This is a genomic window from Motiliproteus sediminis (assembly GCF_017912535.1).
GTDB classification, from domain to species: Bacteria; Pseudomonadota; Gammaproteobacteria; order Pseudomonadales; family Balneatricaceae; genus Motiliproteus; species Motiliproteus sediminis.
In genome coordinates this window covers 55,392-81,249 of record NZ_JAERQK010000004.1, presented here as the reverse complement: position 1 = coordinate 81,249, position 25,858 = coordinate 55,392, and the positions used below count along the sequence as shown (strand labels likewise).

At 60.1% G+C, this 25,858-nt stretch carries 23 protein-coding genes; 6 read left to right on the top strand and 17 right to left on the bottom strand.

The annotated features are described in order from the left end of the window. Positions 1 to 33: 33 nt before the first annotated feature. From JJQ76_RS09350 to JJQ76_RS09325, 6 genes are read right to left on the bottom strand one after another with little or no spacing between them, the layout of a single operon-like run. A complete protein-coding gene (locus JJQ76_RS09350) occupies positions 34 to 3,891 on the bottom strand; it encodes a YhdP family protein (protein ID WP_210396546.1) in 3,858 nt (1,285 codons plus the stop codon). Positions 3,892 to 3,897: 6 nt separating this feature from the next. Continuing rightward, on the bottom strand, positions 3,898 to 5,367 hold the full coding sequence (gene rng / locus JJQ76_RS09345; protein WP_210396545.1) for a ribonuclease G: 1,470 nt from the start codon (positions 5,365 to 5,367) through the stop codon (positions 3,898 to 3,900). 10 nt (positions 5,368 to 5,377) lie between these two features. After that, complete coding sequence (locus JJQ76_RS09340; RefSeq protein WP_343232510.1) at positions 5,378 to 5,965, bottom strand: Maf family protein; 588 nt, start codon at positions 5,963 to 5,965, stop codon at positions 5,378 to 5,380. Position 5,966: 1 nt separating this feature from the next. Continuing rightward, positions 5,967 to 6,452: a rod shape-determining protein MreD gene (gene mreD / locus JJQ76_RS09335; RefSeq protein WP_210396750.1), complete on the bottom strand. Its 486-nt coding sequence runs from the start codon at positions 6,450 to 6,452 to the stop codon at positions 5,967 to 5,969. Next, entirely contained in the window at positions 6,452 to 7,384 is a 933-nt protein-coding gene (mreC, locus tag JJQ76_RS09330; protein WP_210396749.1) for a rod shape-determining protein MreC, read from the bottom strand. Before mreC ends, mreD begins: the two co-directional genes overlap by 1 nt. Before the next feature lie 54 nt (positions 7,385 to 7,438). Then, positions 7,439 to 8,476: a rod shape-determining protein gene (locus JJQ76_RS09325; protein WP_210396544.1), complete on the bottom strand. Its 1,038-nt coding sequence runs from the start codon at positions 8,474 to 8,476 to the stop codon at positions 7,439 to 7,441. Positions 8,477 to 8,617: 141 nt separating this feature from the next. Here JJQ76_RS09325 and gatC point away from each other — a divergent pair, with 141 nt between their 5' ends. From gatC to dbpA, 4 genes are all read left to right on the top strand, one after another. Next, the gene (gatC, locus tag JJQ76_RS09320) at positions 8,618 to 8,905 is read left to right on the top strand and encodes an Asp-tRNA(Asn)/Glu-tRNA(Gln) amidotransferase subunit GatC (protein ID WP_210396543.1); all 288 of its coding nucleotides are present in this window, start codon (positions 8,618 to 8,620) and stop codon (positions 8,903 to 8,905) included. Positions 8,906 to 8,993: 88 nt separating this feature from the next. After that, a complete protein-coding gene (gatA, locus tag JJQ76_RS09315) occupies positions 8,994 to 10,445 on the top strand; it encodes an Asp-tRNA(Asn)/Glu-tRNA(Gln) amidotransferase subunit GatA (RefSeq protein WP_210396542.1) in 1,452 nt (483 codons plus the stop codon). A gap of 66 nt (positions 10,446 to 10,511) precedes the next feature. Continuing rightward, positions 10,512 to 11,966: an Asp-tRNA(Asn)/Glu-tRNA(Gln) amidotransferase subunit GatB gene (gene gatB, locus JJQ76_RS09310; protein ID WP_210396541.1), complete on the top strand. Its 1,455-nt coding sequence runs from the start codon at positions 10,512 to 10,514 to the stop codon at positions 11,964 to 11,966. A gap of 108 nt (positions 11,967 to 12,074) precedes the next feature. Continuing rightward, positions 12,075 to 13,454: an ATP-dependent RNA helicase DbpA gene (dbpA, locus tag JJQ76_RS09305; protein ID WP_210396540.1), complete on the top strand. Its 1,380-nt coding sequence runs from the start codon at positions 12,075 to 12,077 to the stop codon at positions 13,452 to 13,454. Between the two features lie 23 nt (positions 13,455 to 13,477). Here dbpA and JJQ76_RS09300 read toward each other — a convergent pair whose 3' ends face one another. The 5 genes from JJQ76_RS09300 to JJQ76_RS09280 form a co-directional block, all read right to left on the bottom strand. Continuing rightward, complete coding sequence (locus JJQ76_RS09300; RefSeq protein ID WP_210396539.1) at positions 13,478 to 13,810, bottom strand: hypothetical protein; 333 nt, start codon at positions 13,808 to 13,810, stop codon at positions 13,478 to 13,480. 119 nt (positions 13,811 to 13,929) lie between these two features. Beyond that, positions 13,930 to 14,505 (bottom strand): GIY-YIG nuclease family protein, encoded by a 576-nt coding sequence (locus JJQ76_RS09295; protein WP_210396538.1) that lies wholly within the window; start codon positions 14,503 to 14,505, stop codon positions 13,930 to 13,932. A gap of 144 nt (positions 14,506 to 14,649) precedes the next feature. Further along, a complete protein-coding gene (locus tag JJQ76_RS09290) occupies positions 14,650 to 15,681 on the bottom strand; it encodes a glycosyltransferase family 4 protein (protein ID WP_210396537.1) in 1,032 nt (343 codons plus the stop codon). After that, a complete protein-coding gene (locus tag JJQ76_RS09285; RefSeq protein ID WP_210396536.1) occupies positions 15,678 to 16,511 on the bottom strand; it encodes a UDP-2,3-diacylglucosamine diphosphatase in 834 nt (277 codons plus the stop codon). Before JJQ76_RS09285 ends, JJQ76_RS09290 begins: the two co-directional genes overlap by 4 nt. Positions 16,512 to 16,651: 140 nt before the next feature. Then, positions 16,652 to 16,993, bottom strand: coding sequence for a hypothetical protein (locus JJQ76_RS09280; RefSeq protein ID WP_210396535.1), 342 nt, complete (start codon positions 16,991 to 16,993; stop codon positions 16,652 to 16,654). Between the two features lie 187 nt (positions 16,994 to 17,180). Between JJQ76_RS09280 and ppx the strand changes: the two genes are divergently transcribed. Both ppx and JJQ76_RS09270 read left to right on the top strand, forming a co-directional pair. Then, positions 17,181 to 18,668, top strand: coding sequence for an exopolyphosphatase (gene ppx / locus JJQ76_RS09275; protein WP_210396534.1), 1,488 nt, complete (start codon positions 17,181 to 17,183; stop codon positions 18,666 to 18,668). A gap of 5 nt (positions 18,669 to 18,673) precedes the next feature. Next, complete coding sequence (locus JJQ76_RS09270) at positions 18,674 to 19,159, top strand: SixA phosphatase family protein (protein WP_210396533.1); 486 nt, start codon at positions 18,674 to 18,676, stop codon at positions 19,157 to 19,159. A gap of 3 nt (positions 19,160 to 19,162) precedes the next feature. On the opposite strand, the gene JJQ76_RS09265 is transcribed toward JJQ76_RS09270, so the two are convergent. The 6 genes from JJQ76_RS09265 to JJQ76_RS09240 all read right to left on the bottom strand — a co-directional run bounded on the left by JJQ76_RS09265 (position 19,163) and on the right by JJQ76_RS09240 (position 25,821). After that, positions 19,163 to 19,423 (bottom strand): hypothetical protein, encoded by a 261-nt coding sequence (locus JJQ76_RS09265; RefSeq protein ID WP_210396532.1) that lies wholly within the window; start codon positions 19,421 to 19,423, stop codon positions 19,163 to 19,165. Further along, positions 19,420 to 21,246, bottom strand: a complete 1,827-nt coding sequence (locus tag JJQ76_RS09260; protein WP_246480533.1) for a Na/Pi cotransporter family protein — start codon at positions 21,244 to 21,246, stop codon at positions 19,420 to 19,422. Before JJQ76_RS09260 ends, JJQ76_RS09265 begins: the two co-directional genes overlap by 4 nt. 253 nt (positions 21,247 to 21,499) lie before the next feature. Then, a complete protein-coding gene (locus JJQ76_RS09255) occupies positions 21,500 to 22,105 on the bottom strand; it encodes a lysophospholipid acyltransferase family protein (RefSeq protein ID WP_210396531.1) in 606 nt (201 codons plus the stop codon). A 442-nt stretch (positions 22,106 to 22,547) separates the two neighbouring features. Continuing rightward, a complete protein-coding gene (locus JJQ76_RS09250; RefSeq protein WP_210396530.1) occupies positions 22,548 to 23,900 on the bottom strand; it encodes a sigma 54-interacting transcriptional regulator in 1,353 nt (450 codons plus the stop codon). Next, positions 23,897 to 24,391: a hypothetical protein gene (locus JJQ76_RS09245; RefSeq protein WP_210396529.1), complete on the bottom strand. Its 495-nt coding sequence runs from the start codon at positions 24,389 to 24,391 to the stop codon at positions 23,897 to 23,899. The genes JJQ76_RS09250 and JJQ76_RS09245 overlap by 4 nt, the downstream gene beginning before the upstream one ends. Further along, a complete protein-coding gene (locus tag JJQ76_RS09240) occupies positions 24,388 to 25,821 on the bottom strand; it encodes a sensor histidine kinase (protein ID WP_210396528.1) in 1,434 nt (477 codons plus the stop codon). The genes JJQ76_RS09245 and JJQ76_RS09240 overlap by 4 nt, the downstream gene beginning before the upstream one ends. Positions 25,822 to 25,858: the final 37 nt, after the last annotated feature.

Below are 25,858 nucleotides of genomic sequence, written 5' to 3'. Positions count from 1 at the left end.
ACTATAGACCGCTCACTGGCGGTTTTTTCTCCGTTACAGGTCTGCGTCGAGCGGGCGAGTGCGATCGGGCTGCGCAGCCTCGGGCTTGCTGATCAGTTCCATAGCGGGGCTTTCCCAGGGTCCGCTCAGTTGATAACGAACCGAAGTAAAGCGCTTGAGTTGCTTGCCGATCAGCCGTTCCACCAGAAACACGGCTCCGGCAATGGCCGGAGAGGCCAGCAACGCCGCCGCAATGGGCAGATTTTCAGCCACCGGCAGTTGCACCAGCATGGTTAGATCCAACTGCTCGCGCCCCAGATCGACATCGCCCTCCAGCTCCAGATCATAGGTGGGACTGATCAGGGTAGCCGGCTGGGTCGTCGAGGCAACACCGGCGCTCAATGCCAGCTCGAAGTCCATACTGTCGAAAAAGGTTCCTTCCGTGGTCAGATCCTTAAAATCCAGACTCAGGCGGCGCAGCAGGGTACTGACGTTGACTAAACTAAACAGCTTCAGTACAGGCCGATCACCGGTATCGAGTATCTGCCCCCGCTCGGCGTGGAAGCTGCTGCTTCCCGCCAGCGAGTTCCAGTCAAATCCCGCCGGCGAGCCCTGCCAGCGCAGCGTGCCGGCAAACCTGGCCGATTCCGTTTCGAGACTGCGCGCAGAGCCCCAGGCGGCCATGACGTCACCCAAATTAGCTGCCTCGGCATCGATCCGGGCCTCAGTCTGGTGGCCACTGCCGTCAAAGGCCCAGTAAAGCTCGCCCCCCAGCTTGAGCCCTCTGACATCACTCTGGACCTCAAGGAAGCGAGCACCCTGCTGATCCGGTCTGAGCTTGAACTGCCAGCGGCCGTATGACTCGTCACCCCGACGCAGGTCGGCGACCCGGAAATCGACCCTGGGCAACTGGCGCGGATCGTAGTCGAGCAACGGGTCCGCCTCGGACTGATCAGCATCGGCAGACGGCAGGTAAAGGCGCTCCAGCTCCGCGACAACCACCTGACCCGATGTTTTCGGCAGAATAACGACCCCCTCAAGCTCACGGCTGTTGAGGTTCAAGCGCCAACCAGGGCCCTGCTGCTGGATGCGCGCATCAACTGCGTGCAGCTGCCGCCCCTGATAGCTGACCCGGTTGCTGCGCAGATCCAGATCCACCAGCTGCACGGCATCTGCGGGTGCCGGTTCGGTATCGGTCAGACTACGTCCTGCCAGCAGATGATGCTCGATAAACGCCTGCCACTGATCCAGCTCGATATCATCAACCGCCACATGCACCGCAATCCCATCGGTGCGTGGTTGAAGCTGCGGGTAGTCGCGCCCCAACGACAGCTCCCCCCCACGCAACTCGCCCGCCTGCAACGCCAGCAACCCATCCAGCTGGGGATAACTCAGTTTCAGCCACTGATAGCCCGGCGTCAGGTCCAGTTCAAGGCTAAAGGGTGCCGCCTCCCCTCCCCGTTTGGCGAATGGTGCCGGCGCATCGACCACTACGCCCAGCAGCTTGCTATCGAGGCGCAGTCCAGAGCAACCCGGTCGCTCACCGCAGATATCCAGCTCGAAGGCGTAGTCCGTTTCGCCGGCAAAAGCATCCATCAGCGGCAATCCGGTCCAGCGGCGCACCGCGTTCATGGTGATCCCCCCCCATCCACGAATGCGTGTGGTGGCGCCAGCGCCCTGCCCCTCGGTGTCGATCTGGGCCACTAGGGGGCGATCAAAGAAGCGGCCGCTGATAACGCCGGAATAGAGGCCCTGGGTCTCATCGAAATGGACGCTGCCGTTAATCTCCTCTATCCGCAAATTCAACGCCCTGGACCAGTATTCCCCCTGGCTGACGTGACTGTCGACGCGGATACTGGAACGCTCAAAGGCGTCAAGATCAAGACCCAGATTGAGTTCGGTATGCAGCTCGCCCATGACTTCCCAGCGTTCGAACTCTTCACCGAGCTTGGCTCCTATGGGGGATTCCAGCAACGCCAGACGGCCATCGGCTGCGGGACCATTCAAGCGCGCCCGCACCTCGAGCCGGTGGGATTTGGGGGGCAGATAAACCTCGGCCCGTTCGATTCGGGTTTGGTCATACACCCGCCCTCTGGGGATATCCACCAACACTTCGCTGTTCTTGATCAGGGTAAACGCATCAGCATCCTCTACTGCCGGCCAGCCGCTTTGATAACGCAGCCGGGTGGCCCCGGTATCAAAAAACATCTGCAAAGTCGGCTGCCGATCGACGCTGTCACTGCGGCGGAGCGGCGCGTCATACACCAGCCCGCCGCTGTGGAGCACGCCCTCATTAAGCGCGCCTTCGAGCCAGCGGAACAGCGCCGGATCAAGAATACGATCGGGAACAAACAGCGGTGCCAGGGCACCGTTGCTGTCACGCATGCCAATCATCAGCACCAGCCTCCCGTCATCGGCTGCGACGGCGGCGCGCGGAATATCGATGGCAAAGCGGCCGTTGGCGTTGACCTCACGGCTTCCCAGGCTCAGCAATTGGCTTTCGATTCGGACCCTGTCTTCATCCAGGCGCCAGGACACCGCTCCGTTCGCGCGCTCAAACTGCCACCCCTGGCGATACAGTTCCGGGAAGTTAAGCCAGAAGGCGTGACTGTCAAGATCGACACGCCCACCTTCAGCATCAACACGCAAACGCCCGCTGACATTGCGTGCCTCGGGTGCCCCGTGCCAGGCCCCAACCGCCACCTGATCCAGATCCGCATCCAGTGACCAGGCCGACCACTCTGCCCCCTCGGGGCGACTCAGACGCAGGTTACGCAATGTCCCTTTAGGGCTCAGAGGAGACAACCGTTCGCGCAACGCCGCGTTCAGCAGTGGCAGACTCTGCAACTGCTGCCACACCGGCTCCAAAGCCATTGCCTTGGTAGCCAAGCCGTTGACCGCAGTGCCGTTACCCCACAAGGAGAGGTCGCCAACACCGAGCGGGGCGTCGCTGAGACGTCCCTGAATGGCGTCAAGCTGTGCATGCCAGTTGCCATCAGCTTGGTGCGCCAGCTGAATTCGGGCCATCAGGTCATCGACGCGCAATGAGCTGTCGCCGCGACGCCACACCAGTCGGGGCAAGCTCAGGGTCCCGCCCACCCACTGCTGGTGCCCCTCAACCTCCGCCCATAGTTCGGTGGTCAGCCCCAGCTCCATAGGGTGCGGCGGCTGCTCAGGCAGCAGCGCCGCCAACAGCTCCGGCGCCAGCATCGATGTGCGCAGATGATAACTCCCCCGGAACTCATCCGTGCCAAGCCGGCCGCTGGAAGCACCTCGCAGGGTTATCGCTGCCTCATCGTCCAGACCAAGGCGGGCATAGAGACGCTGTCGATCGCCCCGGTGCTGCCACGCCAGCTCCAGCTGCTGCACCGGCATTGCCACATCTCGGTCCTGCAAAGTCACCTGTAGCCGTGCGTTGCGAATCGCCACCTCACGCTGCAGCCACAGGGACTGAAGAATCGGCATCAGATCGGCCTCCTCGGCGCTTTGACCAGCCACCGCGCCTGCACCGGCCAGCTGCCAATCACCGTAGTGGTTGCGCCAAACGGCCAGATCCAAACCATCAAGCAGTAGCCGACGAGCCACCGGCCGGCGATTCCAGAGGGACGCCAGCAGATCCAGCTCCATCTCCAGTTTATCGAGGCGCAGCGCCGGTATGTTCTCGTCTCCGACAAGCAGCCGGCTGGCGGTCAAGGTCGGCGACAGGATATGCCAGCCGCCCTGCAGCTTGCCGATGCGCACGGGATAGGGACCACGTTCGGACATCAACTGTTCGAGTTCGGCACGGTAATGATCAACCGACGCCATACTCAGCCGCCCCAGGGTGAGTATCAACGCCAGCAGCAACAGCAACGGTAACAGCAACCAGCGCAACAGGTGGCGGATAAGAGGAAAGTGCAGCAGGGTGGCCATCGGTTGCTAGCGCAGCACCACGTCAAACTGCTCAGGGGTATAGAGGGATTCGACCTGAAACTGAATGGTCTTGCCGATAAACTCTTCCAGATCGGCAACGCGGTCCGACTCCACATCCATCAGCCGGTCGACCACCGACTGCGCCGCCAATACCAGATAGGTATCCGTATCGTAGGCGCGCGCCTCGCGCAGTATTTCGCGGAATATTTCGTAACAGACGGTTTCCGGCGTTTTCATGCTGCCACGCCCCTGACACTGGGCGCAGGGCTCGCACAGCAGCTGCTCCAGACTCTCACGGGTACGCTTGCGGGTCATCTCCACCAGTCCGAGTTCGGACACTCCGGTCACCTTGGATTTGACGTGGTCCTTCTCCAGCACCCGTTCCAGGGTGCGCAGGACCTGACGCCGGTGCTCCGGGTCTTCCATGTCGATAAAGTCGATAATGATGATGCCGCCGAGATTGCGCAGCCGCAGCTGCCGGCCAATGGCGGTCGCCGCCTCAAGGTTGGTTTTAAAGATGGTTTCTTCGAGATTACGGTGACCGACATAAGCGCCGGTATTGACGTCCACCGTAGTCATCGCCTCGGTCTGGTCGAAGATGCAGTAACCACCGGATTTGAGCTCAACCTTGCGCCCCAGGCCTTTCTGGATCTCGTCTTCGACGTTATAGAGATCGAATATCGGGCGCTCGCCGGGGTAATACTCCAGCCGGTCGGCAATCTCGGGAACCAGGGTCGAGACAAACTCGCTGGCCTTCTGAAAGGTTTCACGCGAGTCGATCCGGATCCGCTCTACCACCGGGTAAGCAACATCACGCAAGATCCGCATATGCAACGGCAGATCCTCGTAGATCACCTCCGGCGCCCCGGCACTCTGCATCCGCCCCTGAACTTTGCGCCACAGCCGCAGCAGGAAACGCATATCAGAGCGCAGATCCTCGTCGCGGGCACCTTCGGATACGGTCCGCAAGATAAAGCCACCGGTGACCTCCTCCTCCTGCCCGACCATTTCGGTAACCACATTACGCAGCCGCTCGCGCTCCACTTCACTTTCGATCCGTTGCGAAATGCCGACATGGGGGTTATCCGGCATGAACACCAGATAGCGAGAGGGGATCGACAGATGGGTCGTCAGCCGCGCGCCCTTGGAGCCGATCGGATCCTTGGTAACCTGCACCACCAGCGACTGCCCTTCACGCAGCAGTGTGCTGATGCTGGGCTGCGGCGATACTTTTTCGTCGCCATGCTGGTTGGGCAACAGCTCGGCGACATGGATAAACGCCGCGCGCTCCAGACCGATATCGACAAAGGCAGCCTGCATTCCGGGCAATACGCGCGCAACCCGACCCTTATAGATGTTGCCGACGATCCCTCTCTTCTCAACCCGTTCGATGTAGACCTCTTGCAGCATACCGTTTTCGATCACGGCAACGCGGGTTTCCATCGGTGTAAAGTTGATCAGAATCTCTTCGCCCATCGGTCGCTCCTCAGCGCTGCTGCCAGACATCGACGCCAAATTGGCTCAGCAATGTCGCCGTCTCCTGTAAGGGTAGCCCCACCACGCTGGAGTAGCTGCCATTGATGGCGGCCACAAAAACCGCACCCAGCCCCTGAATACCGTAGCTGCCGGCTTTATCCTGCGGTTCGCCGGTGGCCCAGTAGCGCCGGCATTCATCCTCGCTGAGCGGACGAAAAGCCACCTCGGTTTCGACCACCTCAACCGCATCCCGTTCATCATCCACCAATGCCACCGCGGTCAGCACCTGATGAGTGCGCCCCGACAACCGCATCAGCGTGGCCACGCAGTCGGCCTCATCCATCGGTTTGCCGAGAATCTGCCGGTCGCAAACAACGGTGGTATCGCTGCCAAGAACCGGGCCGCGCCCGGCAAGCTGCCAGCCGGCCCGCGCTTTGGCCAGCGCCAGGCGGGCGACATAGGCAGCAGGCGATTCGCCTGCCAGCGGGCTCTCGTCTACATCGACCTGGACGCAGTCCAGCGGCACGCCTATCTGTGCCAGCAGTTCGCGCCGGCGTGGCGATTGCGAAGCCAGCAGCAGCCGCCGCGAGCCACTCACGCTAACGCACCTGTAACGCGCGACGCACGCTGCGCAGCACCACAAACAGCCAGGGCCAGATCAAAGTGCTGATCAGTGACGGCAGCAGAAACAACAGCGTATCGGAGCCGGTTCCGGTGAGTGTCTGCGCCCACTGGAGGGCCATCTGATAGGTCCCGATCAGCACCAACACCAGCATCGCCTGCTGCCACACCGGATACATGCGAAAGCGTCGATGCAACAGCTGGATAATATAGGCGATGACAGCCAGCGACAGGGCATGGATTCCGAGCAAGCTGCCCTGCAGAATATCCAGTAGCAGCCCCAGCATCCAGGCCTGCCAGGGTCCGACCCGGTTCGGCAGTGCAGCCACCCAGTAGATCAGCGTCAAGGCGACCCATTGCGGTCGTCCCCACTCGACATATTCCGGCAGCGGCATGGCACTAAGCATCAGCGCCAGCAGGAAAGTCAGCAGGATCACCCAGCGGTTGTGAGGAGCGGCGGCCATCACGGCTGACCTCCGGACGCGCTGGAACCGGACGAGGCGGGCGCAGATGCCGTGGGGGGAGCGGCTACCGGATCGGCAATGGGGCCATCCAGCAACGGCGGTTCCTGGCGGGTCACCAGCAACAGATGACGACTCTTGTCCAAACGTGCACGTGGTACCGCCCGCACCAGCGCGAATGGGCGTCCCGGATCGTGGACAATTTCACTCACTTCTGCCACCGGATAACCGGCCGGAAAGCGCCCGCCAAGGCCAGAGCTCAACAGCAGGTCGCCCACCTGAATATCCGCCGTGTCCGGCACATGATCGAGTCGCAGCGACTGTTTGCTACCGTTGCCCAGCAGCAATGCCCTGAAGCCGCTGCGATCCACCTGCACCGGCAGCGCGTGCTGGTTGTCAGTGATGAGCAATACCCGTGACGTGTAAGGGCCCACTTCCACCAGTTGGCCCATGATGCCGTTCTCGTCCAGCACCGGCTGACCCAGATAGGCACCGTCACGCAGCCCTTTGTTGATCACGATCTGGTGGATAAAGGGATCAGCGTTAACTCCGATCAGCTCCGCTAACTGCACCCGCTCATCGAGGCGACGGGAACCATTCAACAGCAGCCGCAGGCGGGCGTTTTCTGTGGTCAGGTCATCCATCCGCTGCAGTTGTCTCGACATCAATAATATGTCGCTGCGCAGGCGACCGTTCTCCTGCTGCAGGGCGTCACGATCGGTAATCTTACTGTTAACCGTCATCCACACCCGGGTAGGCACGTCCACCAGCCACTGCACCGGGGTAACCAGCAGGGTCAGGTAGCCGCGATAATGAGCCATCGGTTTCCATAGCAGATCGGTTGCCATCAGCGCAGCTGATAACAGCAGTATCAGAACGATACCGCTACGACCGGATTCGGTGCGAAAGATAGAGCTAATAGGACACCCCCGCACCACCCAAAGAGCGGCGCGTTGCAAGCGGTGCCGTCAAGCGGTGTCCCTTCACGATCAGTCAGTAGCCAGCAACTCAAACGCGTGCTTATCAATCATCTCCAGCGCCTTGCCGCCACCGCGGGCAACACAGGTCAGCGGATCTTCGGCGACAATTACCGACAGGCCGGTCTCCTCCGCCAGCAGTCGATCAAGATCGCGCAGCAGCGCACCACCACCGGTCAGCACGATACCACTTTCGGCGATATCGGAAGCCAGTTCCGGCGGACACTGCTCCAGCGCACTTTTAACCGACTGCACGATTGCCGACAGCGGCTCCTGCAGCGCTTCCATGATCTCGTTGCTGTTAAGAGTGAAGCTACGCGGAATGCCCTCCGCCAGGTTACGACCACGCACGTCGATCTCACGGATCTCGCTGGAGGGATAAGCGGTACCGATCTCCTGCTTGATCCGCTCCGCGGTGGCGTCACCGATCAGGCTGCCGTAGTTGCGGCGCACGTAGGTAACGATGGATTCGTCAAAGCGGTCACCACCGACACGCACGGACTCGGCGTAAACAATGCCGTTAAGCGAGATAATTGCGATCTCGGTAGTACCACCACCGATATCCACCACCATGGAACCGCTGGCCTCTTCCACCGGCAGTCCAGCGCCGATGGCCGCTGCCATCGGTTCGTCAATCAGGTAAACCTCGCGGGCACCCGCACCCATGGCCGATTCCTTGATCGCCCGACGTTCCACTTGGGTGGATTTGCAGGGCACGCAAACCAGCACCCGCGGACTGGGGTTCATCCAGGAGTTTTCATGCACCTTGGCGATGAAATGCTGCAGCATCTTTTCGGTAACGTGGAAGTCGGCGATAACGCCGTCTTTGAGCGGCCGAATGGCCGAGATATTGCTGGGTGTACGCCCCAGCATGCGCTTGGCATCAGTACCGACCGCAACCACCGATTTCTGATTGCCCACCTGCCGAATGGCGACCACCGATGGCTCGTTGAGCACCACGTCCTTGTCGCGAACATAAATCAGGGTGTTGGCCGTACCCAGATCGATCGACAGGTCACTGGAAAACATACCGCGTAATTTCTTGAACATGTAACGTTTCGCTATGAAAAAATGTGATTCAGGGACCCATACACACAAACCGCTAACTCTAGCAATGGCGGGCTTTTTGGGCAAGGTGCAAATATGTTACCTTAAGGCCCCTTTTGTAACCGCAGATCAGGATCAATAGAAATGTCCCTTGACCGCTCCGATGTGGAAAAAATCGCCCATCTGGCCCGGCTTCAGCTTGATGACGCCGACATTCCTGAATACGCACAGCACCTTTCCAACATTCTGGCACTGGTCGACCAGATGCAGGCCGCTGATACCAGCGCCCTTGAACCGATGGCCAACCCCCACGATGCCAGCCAGCGCCTGCGTGCCGACGCAGTGACCGAGCAAAATCAGCGCGAAGCGCTGCAGGCCAACGCTCCGGCGACCGAGAACGGTTTGTTCCTGGTCCCCAAGGTGATCGAGTAACCCGCCGCACAAGGCCACCCCGCAACCCATTGAATCGAACAGGGCGCCACGCGACACCGGCTCCCGCAGCTATCGGAAACAGGCAACGATGCACACCCAAACCCTTGCCGAACTCAGCCTTGGCCTTGCCAACGGCGACTTCTCCAGCCAGGAACTGACTCAGACGTATCTGACCCGGATCGAACAGCTCGACGGCCAGTACAACAGCTTTATCACTGTCACCGCCGAACAGGCGCTGGCACAGGCTACCGCCGCCGACGCCCGCCGTGCTGCCGGCGATGCCACCGCGCTCACCGGCATTCCGATCGCCCACAAGGATATCTTCTGCACTCAGGGCGTGCGTACCAGCTGCGGCTCACGGATGCTGGACAATTTCATCGCGCCCTATGACGCGACCGTGATCGAGAAGTTCAACGCCGCAGGCGCCGTCAGCCTTGGCAAGACCAACATGGACGAGTTCGCCATGGGCTCCTCCAACGAATCCAGCTTCTACGGCGCGGTCAAGAATCCCTGGAATCCTGACTGTGTACCCGGAGGTTCTTCCGGTGGTTCTGCCGCAGTGATCGCCGCGCGCCTGGCTCCGGGTGCTACCGGCACCGACACCGGCGGCTCAATCCGCCAACCGGCAGCACTGTGCGGCATCACCGGCATCAAACCCACCTATGGCCGGGTCTCCCGCTATGGCATGATCGCCTACGCCAGTTCGCTGGATCAGGGCGGCCCCATGGCCCAGACCGCCGAAGACTGCGCGCTGCTGCTGAACTGCATGGCCGGTTTTGACCCCAAGGACTCCACTAGCATCGACCGCACCGTGCCGGACTACAGTGCCAGTCTCAACGACAGCCTCGACGGCCTCAAGATCGGTCTGCCGAAAGAGTACTTCAGCGACGCTGTCGACAGCCGCATCGCCAGCGCCGTGCAGGCAGCAATCAAGGAGCTGGAAGCACTGGGCGCCACGGTCAAGGAGATCAGCCTGCCGAATACCGAGCTGTGCATCCCCTCTTATTACGTACTGGCACCGGCGGAGGCGTCCTCCAACCTGTCGCGCTTTGACGGCGTCCGTTACGGCTACCGCTGCGACAACCCGGCTGATCTGGAAGACCTCTACAAACGCTCCCGGGGCGAAGGCTTCGGCGCTGAGGTTAAGCGCCGCATCATGATCGGCGCCTACGCCCTGTCGGCCGGCTACTACGACGCTTACTACCTGAAGGCGCAGAAGATCCGTCGCCTGATCAAGCAGGACTTTGTCGCCGCCCTGAACGACGTCGACCTGATCCTCGGCCCGACCACCCCGCACCCGGCTTTCAAGATCGGCGAGAAGAATGCCGATCCGGTGTCCATGTACCTGGAAGATATTTTCACCCTGTCGGTCAACCTGGCCGGGCTGCCCGGCCTCTCCATGCCGGTCGGCTTTGCTGATGGCCTGCCCGTGGGCCTGCAGCTGATCGGCAACTACTGGGATGAAGCACGATTGTTGAACGTGGCCCATCGCTACCAACAGGCCACCGACTGGCACCAGCAAGCGCCCAAGGGTATCTGAGCGTAGCTGCAGCCAGCGAAAACGAATTGAATCCCGTGGCCCCGCCGCGGTAACGAGGAAGACATCATGCAATGGGAAACGGTTATCGGGTTGGAGATCCACTGCCAACTTGCCACTGAGTCCAAAATTTTCTCCGGCGCCAGCACCGCCTTTGGCGCCGAACCCAACACCCAGGCCTGCGCGGTTGATCTGGCGCTGCCGGGCACGTTGCCGGTGTTCAACGAGAAGGCGCTGGAGATGGCGGTCAAGTTCGGCCTCGCCATCGATGCCGAGATCGGCAAGAAGTCGGTGTTCGACCGCAAGAACTACTTTTACCCCGACCTGCCCAAGGGCTACCAGACCAGCCAGCTGGCCCACCCCATCGTTGGCCCGGGCCACGTCGACATTCAACTCGACGACGGCACCACCAAGCGTATCGGCGTCACCCGCGCTCACCTGGAAGAGGATGCGGGCAAGTCGCTGCACGAAGATTTTCACGGTATGAGCGGCATCGACCTCAACCGCGCCGGCACGCCGCTGATCGAGATCGTTTCCGAACCCGATATCCGCAGCGCCAAAGAAGCGGTGGCCTACGCCAAGAAGATCCACGCCATCGTCACCGCGCTGGGGATCTCCGACGGCGACATGTCCCAGGGCTCGTTCCGTTGCGACGTCAACGTCTCAATCCGCCCCAAAGGGCAGGATGAGTTCGGCACCCGCACCGAGACCAAGAACCTCAACTCCTTCAAGTTTATGGAGGACGCCATCAAGCTGGAGGTTGAGCGCCAGATCGACGTGCTCGAAGACGGCGGCACCATCGTACAGGAAACCCGGCTCTACAACGGCGACACGAAAGTAGCGCGCAGCATGCGCTCCAAAGAGGAAGCCAACGACTACCGTTACTTCCCCTGTCCCGACCTGCTACCGGTGATGATCGACGACGACTATATCGACGCCATTCGTGCCACCCTGCCGGAGCTACCGGACGCCCGCCTGGCGCGCTTCAAGGAACAGTACGGTTTGTCAGACTACGACGCCGGCATTCTCGCCGCCTACGGCAGCATGGCGAGTTACTTTGAAACCGCCGTTGACGCCTGCGGCGATGCCAAGCTGGCCGCCAACTGGCTGCTGGGTGAAGTTTCCAAATACCTCAACACCGCCGGTATCGAAATCGACGCCAGCCCGGTCAGCGCCGAAGCCCTGGGCGGCCTGCTGGTTCGCATCAAGGACAACACCATCTCCGGCAATATCGCCAAGAAAGTGTTCGACGCCATGTGGAACGGTGAAGGCAGCGCCGATGAGGTGATTGAAGCCAAGGGCCTGAAGCAGGTCACTGACAGCGGCGCTATTGAAGCGATTGTGGACCAGGTGATCGCTGGCGCCACGCCGCAGGTTGAGCAGTACAAAGCCGCTGAGCCGGATAAACGCGGCAAAATGCTCGGCTTCTTTATGGGACAGGTGATGAAAGCCTCCGGCGGCAAAGCCAACCCGGGCCAGGTCAACCAGATTCTGAAGAAGAAGCTCGACGCCCTGTGCGACTAACCGCCGCAGTGGTAAACTGACCACTACACTGACACGGCAGCCCTCGCGGCTGCCGTTTTGTTTATTCGTTCCATTCCGTTTATTGCATCATCCCACCGAGCCCGCACCATGTCTGATTTCGACTTTGCCAGCCTTAGCCTGCCTGACGCCCAGCTTAAGAACCTGAGTGACCTTGGCTACGCCGCCATGACGCCTATTCAGGCGGCCAGTCTGCCCCATGCGCTGGCTGGCAAAGACCTGATCGCCAAAGCCAAAACCGGCAGCGGCAAAACCGCCAGCTTCGGTATCGGTCTGATCGAAAAGCTCAACCCGCGTTTCTTCGGGGTGCAGGGACTGGTGCTCTGCCCCACCCGCGAACTGGCGACTCAGGTGGCCAAAGAGTTGCGCCGACTGGCGCGCTACCGTGACAACATCAAGATTCTGATGATCGCCGGCGGCCAACCCATTGGCCCCCAGATCGGCTCACTCGAACACGGCGCCCATATCGTGGTCGGCACCCCCGGTCGCATCGCCGACCACCTGCGCAAAGGTACCTTGCAACTGGACCAGCTCAACACGCTGGTGCTGGACGAAGCGGACCGGATGCTGGACATGGGCTTTATCGACGCCATCGCTGGCATCATCGAGCACACCCCTGCAAGCCGCCAAACGCTGCTGTTCTCCGCCACCTACCCGGACGAGATCGCCGCCATCAGCGCCCGCTTTCAGCGTGAGCCGATCACCGTCAGTGTCGAAGCACAGCACAGCGAAACCCAGATCGAACAGCGCTTTTATCGCTGCGACCGAGCCGGTAAAAGCCGCGCCCTGATCCATTGGCTGGAACGCCACCGCCCCGAATCGACACTGGTGTTCTGTAACACCAAACAGGGCTGTGACGACCTGCGCTACGAGCTGGAACAAGCCGGGCTGGTTGCACTGGCGCTGCACGGCGATATGGAGCAGCGCGAGCGTGACGAGATGCTGGTGCGCTTTGCCAACCGCAGTGCGTCGGTGCTGATCGCCACCGATGTCGCCGCCCGCGGCCTCGACATCAGCGACCTGCCGGCGGTGGTCAACTACGATCTGCCGCGCCAGGCAGACACCTATGTGCACCGCATCGGCCGTACCGGTCGTGCCGGCCAGCAGGGGCTGGCATTGAGCCTGTTTAGCGAGTCGGAGCAGTACAAAATCGACCTGATCAGTGACTATCAAGGGCGCCCCATTGAGCCCAAAGACCCGGACCTGCGCCCACTGGATCCGCAAGAAGCCTTTCTGCCACCGATGGTGACGCTGATGATCTCCGGCGGGCGCAAAGACAAGGTACGCCCCGGCGATCTACTGGGTGCGTTAACCGGCGACGCGGAGATTCCAGGCAGCGCGGTAGGCAAGATCGATATCGCCGACTACAGCGCCTTTGTCGCCATCGAGCGCAGCGTTGCCAAGAAAGCACTGGGGCGGCTGATCAACGGCAAGATCAAGGGCCGCCGCTTTAAGGTACGGATGCTGTAAGCCCCCGGTACGACAGACACTGGTCAGGGCCGCCCGGGAACACCGCCGTGACCGCGATAGCCGTTATAGCCGCGCTGCCCACTGAAGCCGCGGTAACCGCCGTAGCTCTTGAAGCCACCGTAATCGCGGTGGCGGTAGTGCCGCGGCGCCTTGTAGCCGTGTGACTTATAGCCGCGGGACTTATATCCGTGAGACGGGTAACGGTGGTTTTTGTAGCCCGAGTAATGGGACGGATAGTGATAGCCGGATGAATAACCGATCCGGTAATAGTGGTGACCGCCACCGTAATAACAGCCGGCGGGCAACATCAGCAGGGCGAGCAAGCTGACCAGTGCGAGCGGATTGCCATGTGCCATAGGGAACTCCCCGGGGCCAACCACAGCGCGGGAACACGGCCCCAACTGTGCACGTTAGCAAAGGGAAGCTGAACCTAGGCTGAATGAGGGCTTAGGTTAAAGCACCACGCCCCATCATCCTACTCCGACACGGCCTCATGCCGCTTCCTTTCATTACGGTTGATGCGCCCCTCTTTCATCAAGATCCCCAGCAAGCTATAGCTCAGATAATCTTTCGAACCGCCGCCATAATCTGATTGCAGGCCTAAATATTTGGCCGCATCCGAGTTCTTGATCCCACTTGGGTTTGCCTTCGCTAACTCCATGACCGCAGATTTCAGTAGTTCCAACCCCATTTGCGCCTTTTCATAGCAACCATCTGGGATATTCACTTTCACTTTTCTGGAAATGTTGTCGGGATTGGGGCGCACTCGATTGGTCAACAACCCACCTTGCGACCGAATTCCAAATGCAGCGATCAACTCGGCCTCGATCTTCAGCGCTTGCTCTTCCGACAGATTGTCAGCAACAACTGTGTGTAGCACTTTGCTGCCGTCGTCGAGGATTGCTTTGATCAACAGACCTTTCTCAGAATCATCTATGTTCGCTTGATGCTCCCATGCGCGATTGCCAGTCCCTTTGCCGATATAAAAGGCTTTGGCTGGTTTATAACGCGGGTCTTTTAGTGCATACACGTAGAAGGGATTGCGAGCCATGGCCGGTCCATTTTGGGTAGGTTCAGCAACCAATCTAACAAACGCTAGCTTTAGCGCATAGACAACAAACAGTTGCGCCGAGGAACGCCACCGGACTTATCGGCAGATCCAGAAAGCCAGCGACCTTACTGGCAAACAGAAACCTCACGCCACCTTCGAAAACCGCCCCGCCGCATGACAGATCGGTACCAGGGTCTCGGCAAAGATCTCCGCGCAGCGTTGCCAGCTGTGTGCCAGTGCGTAGTCCCGGCAATGCTGGCGCGGCACTTTGAGTGCACGCTTGATCGCCAGTTCCAGATCCTCGTCCAGCGCGCCGTTAACCTGCTCACGCACCACATCGATGGGGCCGGTTACCGGATAAGCGGCCACCGGCGTGCCGCAGGCCAGCGCTTCCAGCATCACCAAGCCAAAGGTATCGGTACGGCTGGGGAACACAAACACATCGCCACGGCTGTACCACTCGGCCAGCTCCTCGCCGTACTTGTAACCGGTAAACAGCACCTCGGGATAGTCCTTGCGCATCTGTTCCAGCGAAGGGCCATCTCCGACCACTACCTTCTTGCCGAACAGGCGTAGATCCAGAAAGGCGCGCAGGTTTTTCTCCACCGCGACCCGCCCCACATAAAGCAGCAGCGGCTGGCAGTAATCGTGTTCGCGATCAGCCGCCGGCTGAAACAGCTCGGTGTCGACTCCCCGCCCCCAAACAGTCAGGTGCTGAAATCCCCGCTGAGCAAGCTCCTCACCGATGCTGGCAGTGGTAATCAGAGTGGTCTCCGCCGGGCGGTGGAACCAACGCAGAAAGCGGTAGCCCCAACTTACCGGAATAAAGGGCAAACGCTCATTCAGGTACTCGGGAAAACGGGTGTGCAACGAGGTGGTAAAAGGCACCCGACGGCGACTCAACCAGCGTCGGGCCACCAGCCCCAGCGGGCCCTCGGTGGCGATATGTACATAGTCCGGGCGATGGCGCCGGTATAAGCCACCCAGCTTCCATAGATCCCAGGCCAGACGAATTTCGCCATAGCCCGGCAGCGGCAGGCTGCGAAACAGCCCGGGATGAATCACCTCGGTCTCTACGCCACGCTGTTCCAACAGCTCAATGACTCGGGACAGGGTGGTCACCACCCCGTTGGTCTGCGGGTGCCAGGCATCCGTAATCAACAGCAATTTTTTCATACCGGTTCGTTTTCGCACTCTGCGTGGGCATTCCATGCCGCATTGTTCTCATATTCCGGCAGCCAGCGGATCACCCGGATGCTGCCGTCCGCTTCCTCCACCAGCGCCGAGCAGGACTCCACCCAGTCGCCGCAGTTGAGGTATCCAACCCCGTTCATGTCGCGGATCTCCGGGTGGTGAATATGGCCGCACACCACCCCGTCAAAGCCGCGCTGACGGCATTCACGGGCCAGCGCCTGCTCAAATTCGCCGATATAGCTGACCGCGCGTTTGACCTTCTGCTTGAGGTAGGCCGACAGCGACCAATAGCCGTACCCCAATCGACGACGCATCGCGTTGTACCAACGATTAAGGACCAACAGGATTTCGTAGGCGGCGTCCCCCAGCAGCGCCAGCCAACGATGACAGCGCACTACAGCATCAAACTGGTCGCCATGAATCACCAGCAGGCGGCGACCACTGGCGGTGAGGTGCTGGGCTTCATTGGTGAGATGGATATTGCCGTAGCTGGCGGCGTCGTAGCTGCGCAGGAACTCATCGTGGTTGCCGATCACATAGGTGACCTCGGTACCGCGCTTGGCCAGAGTCAGTATCCGGCGGATGACATTGACATGGGACTGCGGCCAGTAGGCACTCTTGCGCAACCGCCAGCCGTCAATAATATCGCCCACCAGGTACAGATGATCACAGCTGTGCTGCTTGAGAAACTGAGTCAGTGCTTCCGCCTGACAGCCGCGCGTGCCGAGGTGCAGATCGGAGATCCAGATGGTGCGATAGTGGCGTCGCCCCTTGGCCGGGGCCTGCATCGGAATGGTCATGAACGCCAGCATAAAAACGCCACATTGCCCGACCGTGACAGAATCATGGCATTTCAATGACAACCAACATCACCCTGCCTTACGGCGCGCCGATACCGGTCAACAACACGCGCGCCACAGGCCGGCGCAGGAGGTACCAGAGGCAAGTTGCCCTAATAGCAGAGAATCCGCTCCGCAAAGCGGGCACACTGGGACGACGCCGCCGGGTCGTTATTGAGCAGTTCTCGACGTGCCGCAAGGCTGGCAAAAGCGGCGGCATCGGTCAGCCCTTGCAGACGCCGGTCCTGATCCAGTTTCTCTGCATAGAGCAGATACTGCTTGCGGTTGGTGGGATCAGCCAGCCCCAACTCCGTCTGCGGCAGGGTTTTCAGGCATTGATTGAAAACCCCAAAATCGACGGCGCTACAACCGCCAGCAAGCACAGGAGAGGGCGAATTATGGGCGCAGGCCGACAGCGTAATACAGCCTAGCAGCAGTAAGGTATTGCGGTTCATCATATAGACTCCCCTTCAGATGACACCCATCTTAGCCGCTATCCGCAAACGCTCCTTGACCCAGGACAAGTGCAGGGAACGGGCGGCCAGTGACAAAAAAATGTCGATCCAGCAACACCAGTGTCACAATGGCTCTGATAGACTGAAGCCACTATCTCTTCCAGAATCGAGACAGGACTGCCGCCCCATGTCCGACGCGCCTGCCGCTCCCCATTACGCCGCCATCGATCTCGGCTCCAACAGTTTTCATTTAATCATCGCCCGCGAGGTCCACGGCGAACTGCAGCCCCTCGACCGCATCGGCGAGAAGGTCCAGTTAGCCGCCGGGCTAGACGCCAAGCAGCGCCTGAGTGAAGAGGCGATGGAACGTGGCTTCGCCTGTCTGGAGCGCTTTGCCCAGCGCTTGGCCGGAATGCCGCCCCACCAGATTCGGGTAGTTGGCACCAACACCCTGCGGGCAGCCAGGAACCGCGGTGCTTTTATCGAACGCGCAGAGGAGTTGCTGGGGGTCCCAATCGAGGTGATCTCGGGCCGGGAAGAGGCGCGCCTGATCTATCTGGGGGTTGCGCACGCTCTGGCCGACGACGTCGAGCGCCGCCTGGTGCTCGATATCGGCGGCGGCAGCACCGAGCTGATCATCGGCGAGCGGTTTTCACCACTGGAGCTGGAAAGCCTGCACATGGGCTGTGTCAGTTATACCCGGCGCTATTTCGATAACGGCAAAATCACCAGCAAACAGTTTCAGAAAGCGGTCAACGCGGCACAACTGGAGCTGCTCAATATTCGCCGCCTCTACCGCAGCATCGGCTGGAGTGATGTGGTGGGTGCATCGGGCACTATCAAGGCGGCCTTGCGCCTGGCCTGTGACAACAACAGCACCGACGGCAAAGTCACCCTCAAGAAGCTGTATCAAATTCGTGACCGCCTGCTCGACTTTGACTGCCCGGACGACATCCGTTTCACCGAGATCAAGTCCGAGCGCGCGGAAGTACTGCCAGGTGGTATCGCCATTCTGATCGCGCTGTTCGAGTCGCTGGATATCGACAGCCTGCGCTACTCCGATGGCGCCTTGCGTGAAGGGCTGCTCTACGACATGAGCGGCCGTCAGCATCACGAAGATGTGCGCGAGCGTACCATCAGCGCACTGATGACCCGTTATCACGTTGACCAGGACCAGGCCGCCTGTGTCGAGCACAGCGCCTGCCAGATGGCCCGCCAGGCGGAGCTGGACACCCCGGAGAATCTGGAACTGCTGCGTTACGCCGCCCGGCTGCACGAATCCGGCCTGGCGATCTCCCACAGCCAGTTCCAAAAGCACGGTGCTTACCTGCTGCAGCATACCGATATGATGGGATTCAGCCGCAGCGAGCAGGACCAGTTGGCGCTACTGGTGCTGGCACATCGCCGCAAGCTGCCACTGGCTGCTCTCGAGGCGCTGCGCCCCAAAGCGCGCCAACGGCTGCTGCGCCTGGCCTTGCTGCTGCGCCTGGCGGTACTGATCAACCGCAGCCGCAGTGCCGACCAGGCGCCGTCCCTGGCGGTGGCGCTCAATGACACCACGCTGGCGCTTCGTTTCCCGGAAAACTGGCTGGAACAGCACCCGCTCACCCAGGCCGATCTGGAGCAGGAAAGTGCTTACCTGAAGCCGGTCGAGTTGCAGCTCGACTATCAGTAGCTTCGATGAAAACCCTGGTACTGATTCGCCACGCCAAGTCCAGTTGGAAGGACGCCAGTCTCGGCGATCACCAACGCCCGCTGAACAGACGGGGGGAGCGCAACCGCTGGCAGATGGCCGACCACCTTAACCGGCTACCCCTGCGGGTCGAACAGGTCTATAGCAGCAGCGCCACCCGGGCGCGCCTCACCGCGGAGGCTCTGGCCCCCGCCCTCAGCGACCAGCCACCACACTACGAGGATGAACTCTACTGCTTCGACGCCGCCAGCCTGATTCACTGGTTAAGACGCCGCTCTGGGCAGGTGAACGCCATCGCGCTGGTGGGGCACAATCCGGCACTCACTGAACTGGCCAACTGGCTGGATCCGGAACCGCTGGAGAATCTGCCCACCTGCGCCGTACTGCTATTGCACCTACCGATCACAGCCTGGGCAGAGCTGGATCGCGGCCGCGCCCAGCGCCGGCAACTATGGCTGGCGCGAGAACTGTAACCCTCAACCGGACTTGTCGCGTTCGTTTTCCTCTTTAAGCAGCTGCAAGCCTTTGCTGCGCTGACTGTGCACCAGCAGAATCTTCTGCTCCAGCTGGGAGCGCTTCTCCGGGTTGCGTTCAAGATCGAGATTGTGACGTAGTTTGCGCTCCTTGCGTTTGAGTTTTTCCAGCACTTCGCGCAACGCTTGCTGCGACTCGCGACTGTCGGCCGCGCCCTGATCAAAGAACGCCCGAATGCGTGCTAACAGCTTGCGGGTTTTCATGCTTTCTCCTCGCGGGCCGCAGCCTGCTGTTGCTCAAGCACACGCTCAAGCTCCCCGGGATCCAGCGCAATCTGGCGTTCAGCCCCGGCCAGATCCCGTCGCCTATGGGTAAACAGAGTAGCCGCCATATTGAGTAACGTGGTATGAATTTCACTGATGTAGGCGGCATCGTTCATCAACGACCCCCCCATGGCGGGGGTGATGCTGTTGTCACGTATCAGCTGATAAAGGCGCTGATTCAGTTTTTGTTCGCGCTCCTTCTGCGCCAGCTTCAACTCATCCAGCGACAGAATCGTGGTTTCCTCGTCGCTGCTGGTACGCAACTGCTCCAGCTGCTGCAGCAGATGCGCGACACTGAGACGCAACTGGTTGTACTCTTTGCGGATATGATGGTTGTCAGAGAGCAGATAACGCAGCATGTTCTTCTGCGTATGCTTGGCCGCTTTAACCGCTTCGACAATATTGCGGTTGGCATCCCGTAGCCAGTGCAGGTCACCCGACTGACGCTCTTTCCAGGTAAACGATGCCTCACTGATAAAGGCGATAATGGCGCTGAACACAGTTTTGACCCGCTGCTCGTAAAGGCGATCCATATCCACCCGCGGTATGGCCGATTGCCTGGCTAGCTCAGATTCAAATTTGGGATCATTCAACACCCGCTCACTGCGCATACCCAACCCCAGGCAGATGATCTCACGGGCGTTATCGTAAACATGCAGGGTCTCGTTGCGCACCGCCTCAACCGCCGTATCCGGGAACTCGACCGCCGATGCCACGATATAGCGTGGCCCCTCCTTCACCTCCGCCGGCTCCTTGAAGGTCCGCTCCAGCAGTCGCACCAGCGGGTTGATCAGCGGCAGCATCAATACCACTCCCAACAGGTTGAACAGCGTATGGAACACCGCCAGTTTGAGAGTAAAGTCCAGATCGGCAATGCCGGCCCACAGGCTGACCTGATCCACCGCTCGAATCAGCTGATTGATAAACACAATCGCCACCATCCCGGTCGCCACGTTGAACACCAGATGCGCCCCGGCCAGGCGCCGCCCCGGGGCATTGGAGCCCAGGGCGCCGATGATGGCAGTAATGGTGGTACCTATATTGGCGCCGATGGCCAGCGCCAAGGCATTTTCGTAGGTGATCTGACCGGTGGAGAGCGCGGTGATGATCAGTACCAGCGTGGCGTGACTCGACTGCATTACCACCGTCGCCAGCGTGCCGATCAGCGAGAACAGAAACAGACCGGCGTAACCCGACACCGCGTAGGCCGCCAGATCAAAATTATCCTTGAAGGCATCAAAGCCCTCTTTCATATAGTGGATGCCGAGGAACAGAAAACCCAACCCACTGAGAATGTAACCGATCCCTTTGAGATGCTTGGCTTTCTGGAACAACAGGATGGTACCGAATACCAGCATCGGCATGGCGTAAGCCGATATCTTGACCTTCAGGCCAAAGCCGGCGACCAGCCAGGCGCCAGTGGTGGTACCTAGATTGGCACCAAAGATGATACCGATCCCCTCTTTGAGCCCCAGCAGGCCAGCGCTGAGAAAAGAGATGGTAATCACCGATACCAGCGAGCTGGATTGCATCAGGGTGGTGGTAAAGATGCCAAAGCTGAGGCTTTTCCACAGCTTGTCAGTGGAGCGTTTGAGAACCCGTTCCAACACCCCGCCGGAAAATACCCGGAACCCCTCTTCCAGCGACAACATACCGAATAGGAAGATCGCCACTCCCGCCGAGATCGCCTTGAAGTCGGTGCTGACCCAAAAGCCGTAGGCGAGTACAGCAAAGATCACCGGTAACAGAATTTTGCGCAGCATGGCCGCAGTGTCCCCTTCGGCCGGCGCACGACCTCACTGTCGCGCCGTAACCAAAGTTAAGCTTAAGCCGCCAGAAGTTGCAGAGCAATCGCTTGAATTCGTGAAGAAAAAAACCGCATCCGCTGAAGGCAGGACTAGACCGGAAGCAAAGGAGTAAAAAAAAGGTGCCCGACAGAATTTCAGGGACGCAAGCGCCGGGCACCTTAGAGTGGAATCGTTAACAACAGGGACGCTGACAGGCAGTTTTGCCCGACTACGCTACCGCGCGCCAGCGCTTGACCGAAGCCAGTGCTGCGGCCTGGTCCTCCTCATGCCGCAGCCAGGCAACCGACAACAGATGGGGCAGTTCTTCAAACCCCTCCTCGGCCGGCACCCGCAACTCCGGCACGATGTCGTAACGCAGCCCCAATCCGCGGTAAAGGCGGCGATAGAGGCGAGAACGGTTCATCCCCGCCACCATGACGCTGTACTGGTAGCCGAGTTGGCGCGAATGGATGATCATCTCGGCGATAAAGTCCTGCAACAGTTCGGTTGAGCGCACCTCTGGCAGCAGCGCCAGTCGCCCCCACTGACAGTAACGCGGACTGTCCTGTGGCAGGGCACGCCTGAGACAACTCAGGTCAACCCCTTCCTCTTCAATAGGCAGCACGCCAAGCGCTGGCTCGCGGCCGGTAATCCGCATACCGCCAATACAGCGATCACCTTCCCTGGCAATCAAAATCTGGCTGCAGCGATCCCAGGCATCTTCCGACCCGTCAAAGTCGGGCAGCCCCAGATCCTCACGAAAACAGCGTTCGCGCAGCCGGTAATACTGTTCCAGGAGTTCCGCGTTGCGCGTCAGTTCGAAACGTACCTGCATTGCCCCTCCGGTTCACACCTGTTGGTCAAAGAAAAACAGCCCCGGTGCCGATGTCTTGGCTACCCACGGGGCCGGACCTCGCAGTGCTTATAGCCAAACACGTGCCAACTTTTATTTATGCATAAAAATCAGAATATTAAGAATACTAAGCAGCATTATCCAAACGACCGCACAAGGACAACCCCCTGTATATGTCGCCATTCGGAGACAAAATGATCGAAAAACAACCAAGCAGATAGAAATCAATGGGATAGATGTCGCCGTATAGCGACACAGGGAGTGAAGGGGCATTTAACGCCGGTAAAAGAGGCGTTTAACCAGGGTATTCAGGCCGACGACCAAGGCTTATTTATTAGCATATCTCAATAAATAGCCATTCAAACGCCCGCTGCCGGTGCCAAAATATGCCCCGGAAAAGCTGTTGCCAATTCGCGACAGCCTCTCAATCACTCTCTTTGAACTGCTCGGGACGCAGTTCGTGGCGCTGCAGTAGCTTGTAGAAGTCGGTGCGATTTCGCTGCGCAATGCGCGCCGCCTGGGCAACGTTGCCAGCCGTCATACGCAGCACCTTGACCAGATAGTCGCGCTCAAACTGGTGACGGGCCTCGTTGAAGCTGGGCAGATAGCCGCCCTCTTCTGCCAGAGCCTCCCGTATCTGCGCCGCGCTGATGACCGGTGAACGGCTGAGCGCCAAGGTCTGGTGAATTACATTCTCAAGCTGGCGCACGTTGCCGGGCCAGGGAGCCGCCAGCAACAGATTGACGGCATCCGGAGCCAGGGTGCGGGGTTTCTGCCTCGCTTCTTCGGCAAAACGCCGCAGGTAATAGTTCGCCAATAGGGGGATATCTTCCGGACGTTCGTGCAGTGCCGGCACCCGCAGGTTAACCACATTGAGGCGATAGTACAGATCCTGGCGGAAGTCGCCCGACTCCATCGCCTGCTCCAGATTGCGATGAGTGGCCGACAGCACCCGCACATCAATAGGGTAACTCTGAGTACTGCCTACCGGGCGTACCTGTCGTTCCTGCAACACCCGCAACAGCTTGACCTGCAACGGCAAGGGCATATCACCGATCTCATCGAGGAACAGGGTGCCGCCGTTGGCCGCACGGAACAGCCCCTGATGGTCGCTTACCGCTCCGGTGAACGCCCCTTTGACGTGTCCAAACAGCTCCGATTCCAGCAGGGCCTCGGGCAGCGCGCCGCAGTTGATGGGAATAAAGGGGTTGTCGCCACGGGGGCTGGCCCGGTGGATTGCGCTGGCCAGCAGTTCCTTACCACTACCGCTGCCGCCGGAGATCAGCACACTGACACCGCTTTCGGCTACTTGCCGGGCGGTTTCGAGCAGCTTCTGCATCACCTCGCTGCGTGCCTGGATGTGGTCGCGCCACCGGGTGTCGTCATTCTGAGGTTGGGACGCCGCGGAAAGACTCAGCGCCCGGTCGATCTGCTGCAGCAGCTGTTCGCGATCCACCGGTTTGGCCAGAAAGCCGAACACCCCTTTCTGGGTGGCCGCAACCGCATCGGGAATAGAGCCTTGGGCCGTAATGATGATCACCGGCAGTCCGGGATAATAATGCTGCACATGCTCGAACAGCTCGATGCCGTCCATGCCCTCCATCCGCAGGTCAGAGATCATCACCTGGACCGACTGTCCCCGCAGTCGCTGTAGTGCCTCCGCGCCACTGGCGGCGGTGATCACTTCAAACCCCTCGGCCTCCAGCCGCAACACCAGCAGTCGCATCAGGCTGGGGTCGTCATCGACCAGCAGCAGCTTGCCGCGTGCTTTGCTCATGGCTGTGTACTCCGCTTCTCTCGCCGCTGATTCATGCTGTCTTCTAGGTTTGTCAACGCGCGGATTTTTTCCTGCAGCAACTCGGCCTCGGCGGCACGCTCTTGGGCCAACCGGGTCTGCTCCCCGAGCTGCTGCTCGTGATTGATCTGCAGCTGATTGAGCTGCTCCAGCAAGGCTGCCAGTTGACGCGCCTCCCGGGGCAGCACGGCACTGTTTTTGAGGGTACGGAAGCGGTCGCGAGCCACCACCCAGCCGTCACGCTGATGTAACTGTTGATTCAGCATGGCGTAGCGAAAGCGGGCTGTCGGATCCTCCCCGTCGCCAACCTGCAGCAGCGCGTCCGCGGCCTGCTCGGGGGTAAGCGCCGAGATCTCGGCACTGATATCCAACCAGTCGGCCAGCAGCAGCGCATCGGCTCCCGGCGGTTTGAGCGCCGCCAGCTGACAGCCGCTCAAAACGAACAGCATCAATAGCGTAGCCAACCCTCTCATTTAGTCTCCTCAAGCTGGGGCAGAGTGATGCAGAAGCACACATCATACCCTTTGCTGGATGTCAGACGCAGCGCGCCTCCCTGTGCCTGGATGCACTCTCTGGCGACACTGAGCCCGATTCCCGACCCTTTGATCGCCCCCTGGCGGCTTGCCTGGCCCTGAAAAAAAGGCTCGAAAATCCGTGCCGCTTCATCTTCAGCAATGGGGGAACCCCGGTTAGCCACCTCTAAATACAGCACCTGCTTGCGTTCATACCAACGCACCCTCAGCGCCGTGCCCGGGGTGGCATAACTGACCGCGTTGGAAACCAGATTATCAAGCGCCGCCCGCACACGGGCCGCGTCGAGGCACCAGCTTTCCGGTCCGGCATCAATCTCTATCTGCAGATTCTGCCGCTGCAACGCCAGGCGATGGCCATCGACAACGTCGCTGACCAGTTCAGCCAAGTGCGCTGGTTCAATCACCACCTGCTGCTGGCGGTTAAGCTGGTTATAGTCGAGCAGGTTTTCAATCAGCCGCTGCAGTTCCTGACTGTTTTGTTGAATGATGGAGACAATTTCGGCCTGGGCAGAGTTCAATGCCGGTCCCACCACCCCTTCATCGAGCAGATCGGCCCCCTCGCGCAAGCTGGCCAGCGGGGTCTTGAGTTCGTGCGAAATATGGCGCAGAAACTGCTGCTTCTGCGCGTCAAGTTCAACCAGATGATCACGCAACCAACTGAGTTGCCGCCCCAGCAGCTGCAGTTCACGCGGACCTTGAATCCGGATTTCGCCCTCGCTGCGGCCACTGCCGAGCAAGCGGATCACCCGTTCGATCTGCTGGATCGGTCGATTAATCCAGTAACTGAAGAACAGCGCCACCAGCAACGTCAGCCCCGCCAGCGTCAGTGCTGTCAGTAGCAGGGTGGTACGGGTTTCGTCAGCCGCCTTCAGCTGTGCGGCCAGCTCCCGGTCCACCTGGGCACGACTGCTCTGCTCGGTAGCCTGCATTTGGCGACTGATGGGATCAAACAGTTGCAGCGCAGGCCCCAGCCGCTCCGGTTGCCGCTCCACCTGCAACAGCTCCTGCTGCAGCGCCATCAGCTGTTGCCGCAGCTGCTTGGCCGCCACCATGCTCTCGGCATCGAGACGCTCACCAATCACGCTAAGGGTTGACAGCAGATCGCCAAAACCGCTCTGCACCAGACGCAGCAGATTGACGTCCTGCACGGTGGCGTACTGGCGGGTGCGCCGCTCCAAGTCCAGCAGATCGCTCTGCAACTGCTGGGTCGCTCGGGTGAGGGTAACCGTGCGCTCGTTCAGCGCAGCGTTGGCTGCGGCCTGCTCCACCAGAGTTTGCACCGTCAGCACGATCGCCAAGCTCAACGGTGCCACTACGGTGATAAAACCGAGCAGCACCAGTTGCAGGATCGAGCGGGGTTGCCAAAGCATACGCAGAATTACCGGACGCGACGGGGAAGATCAGACC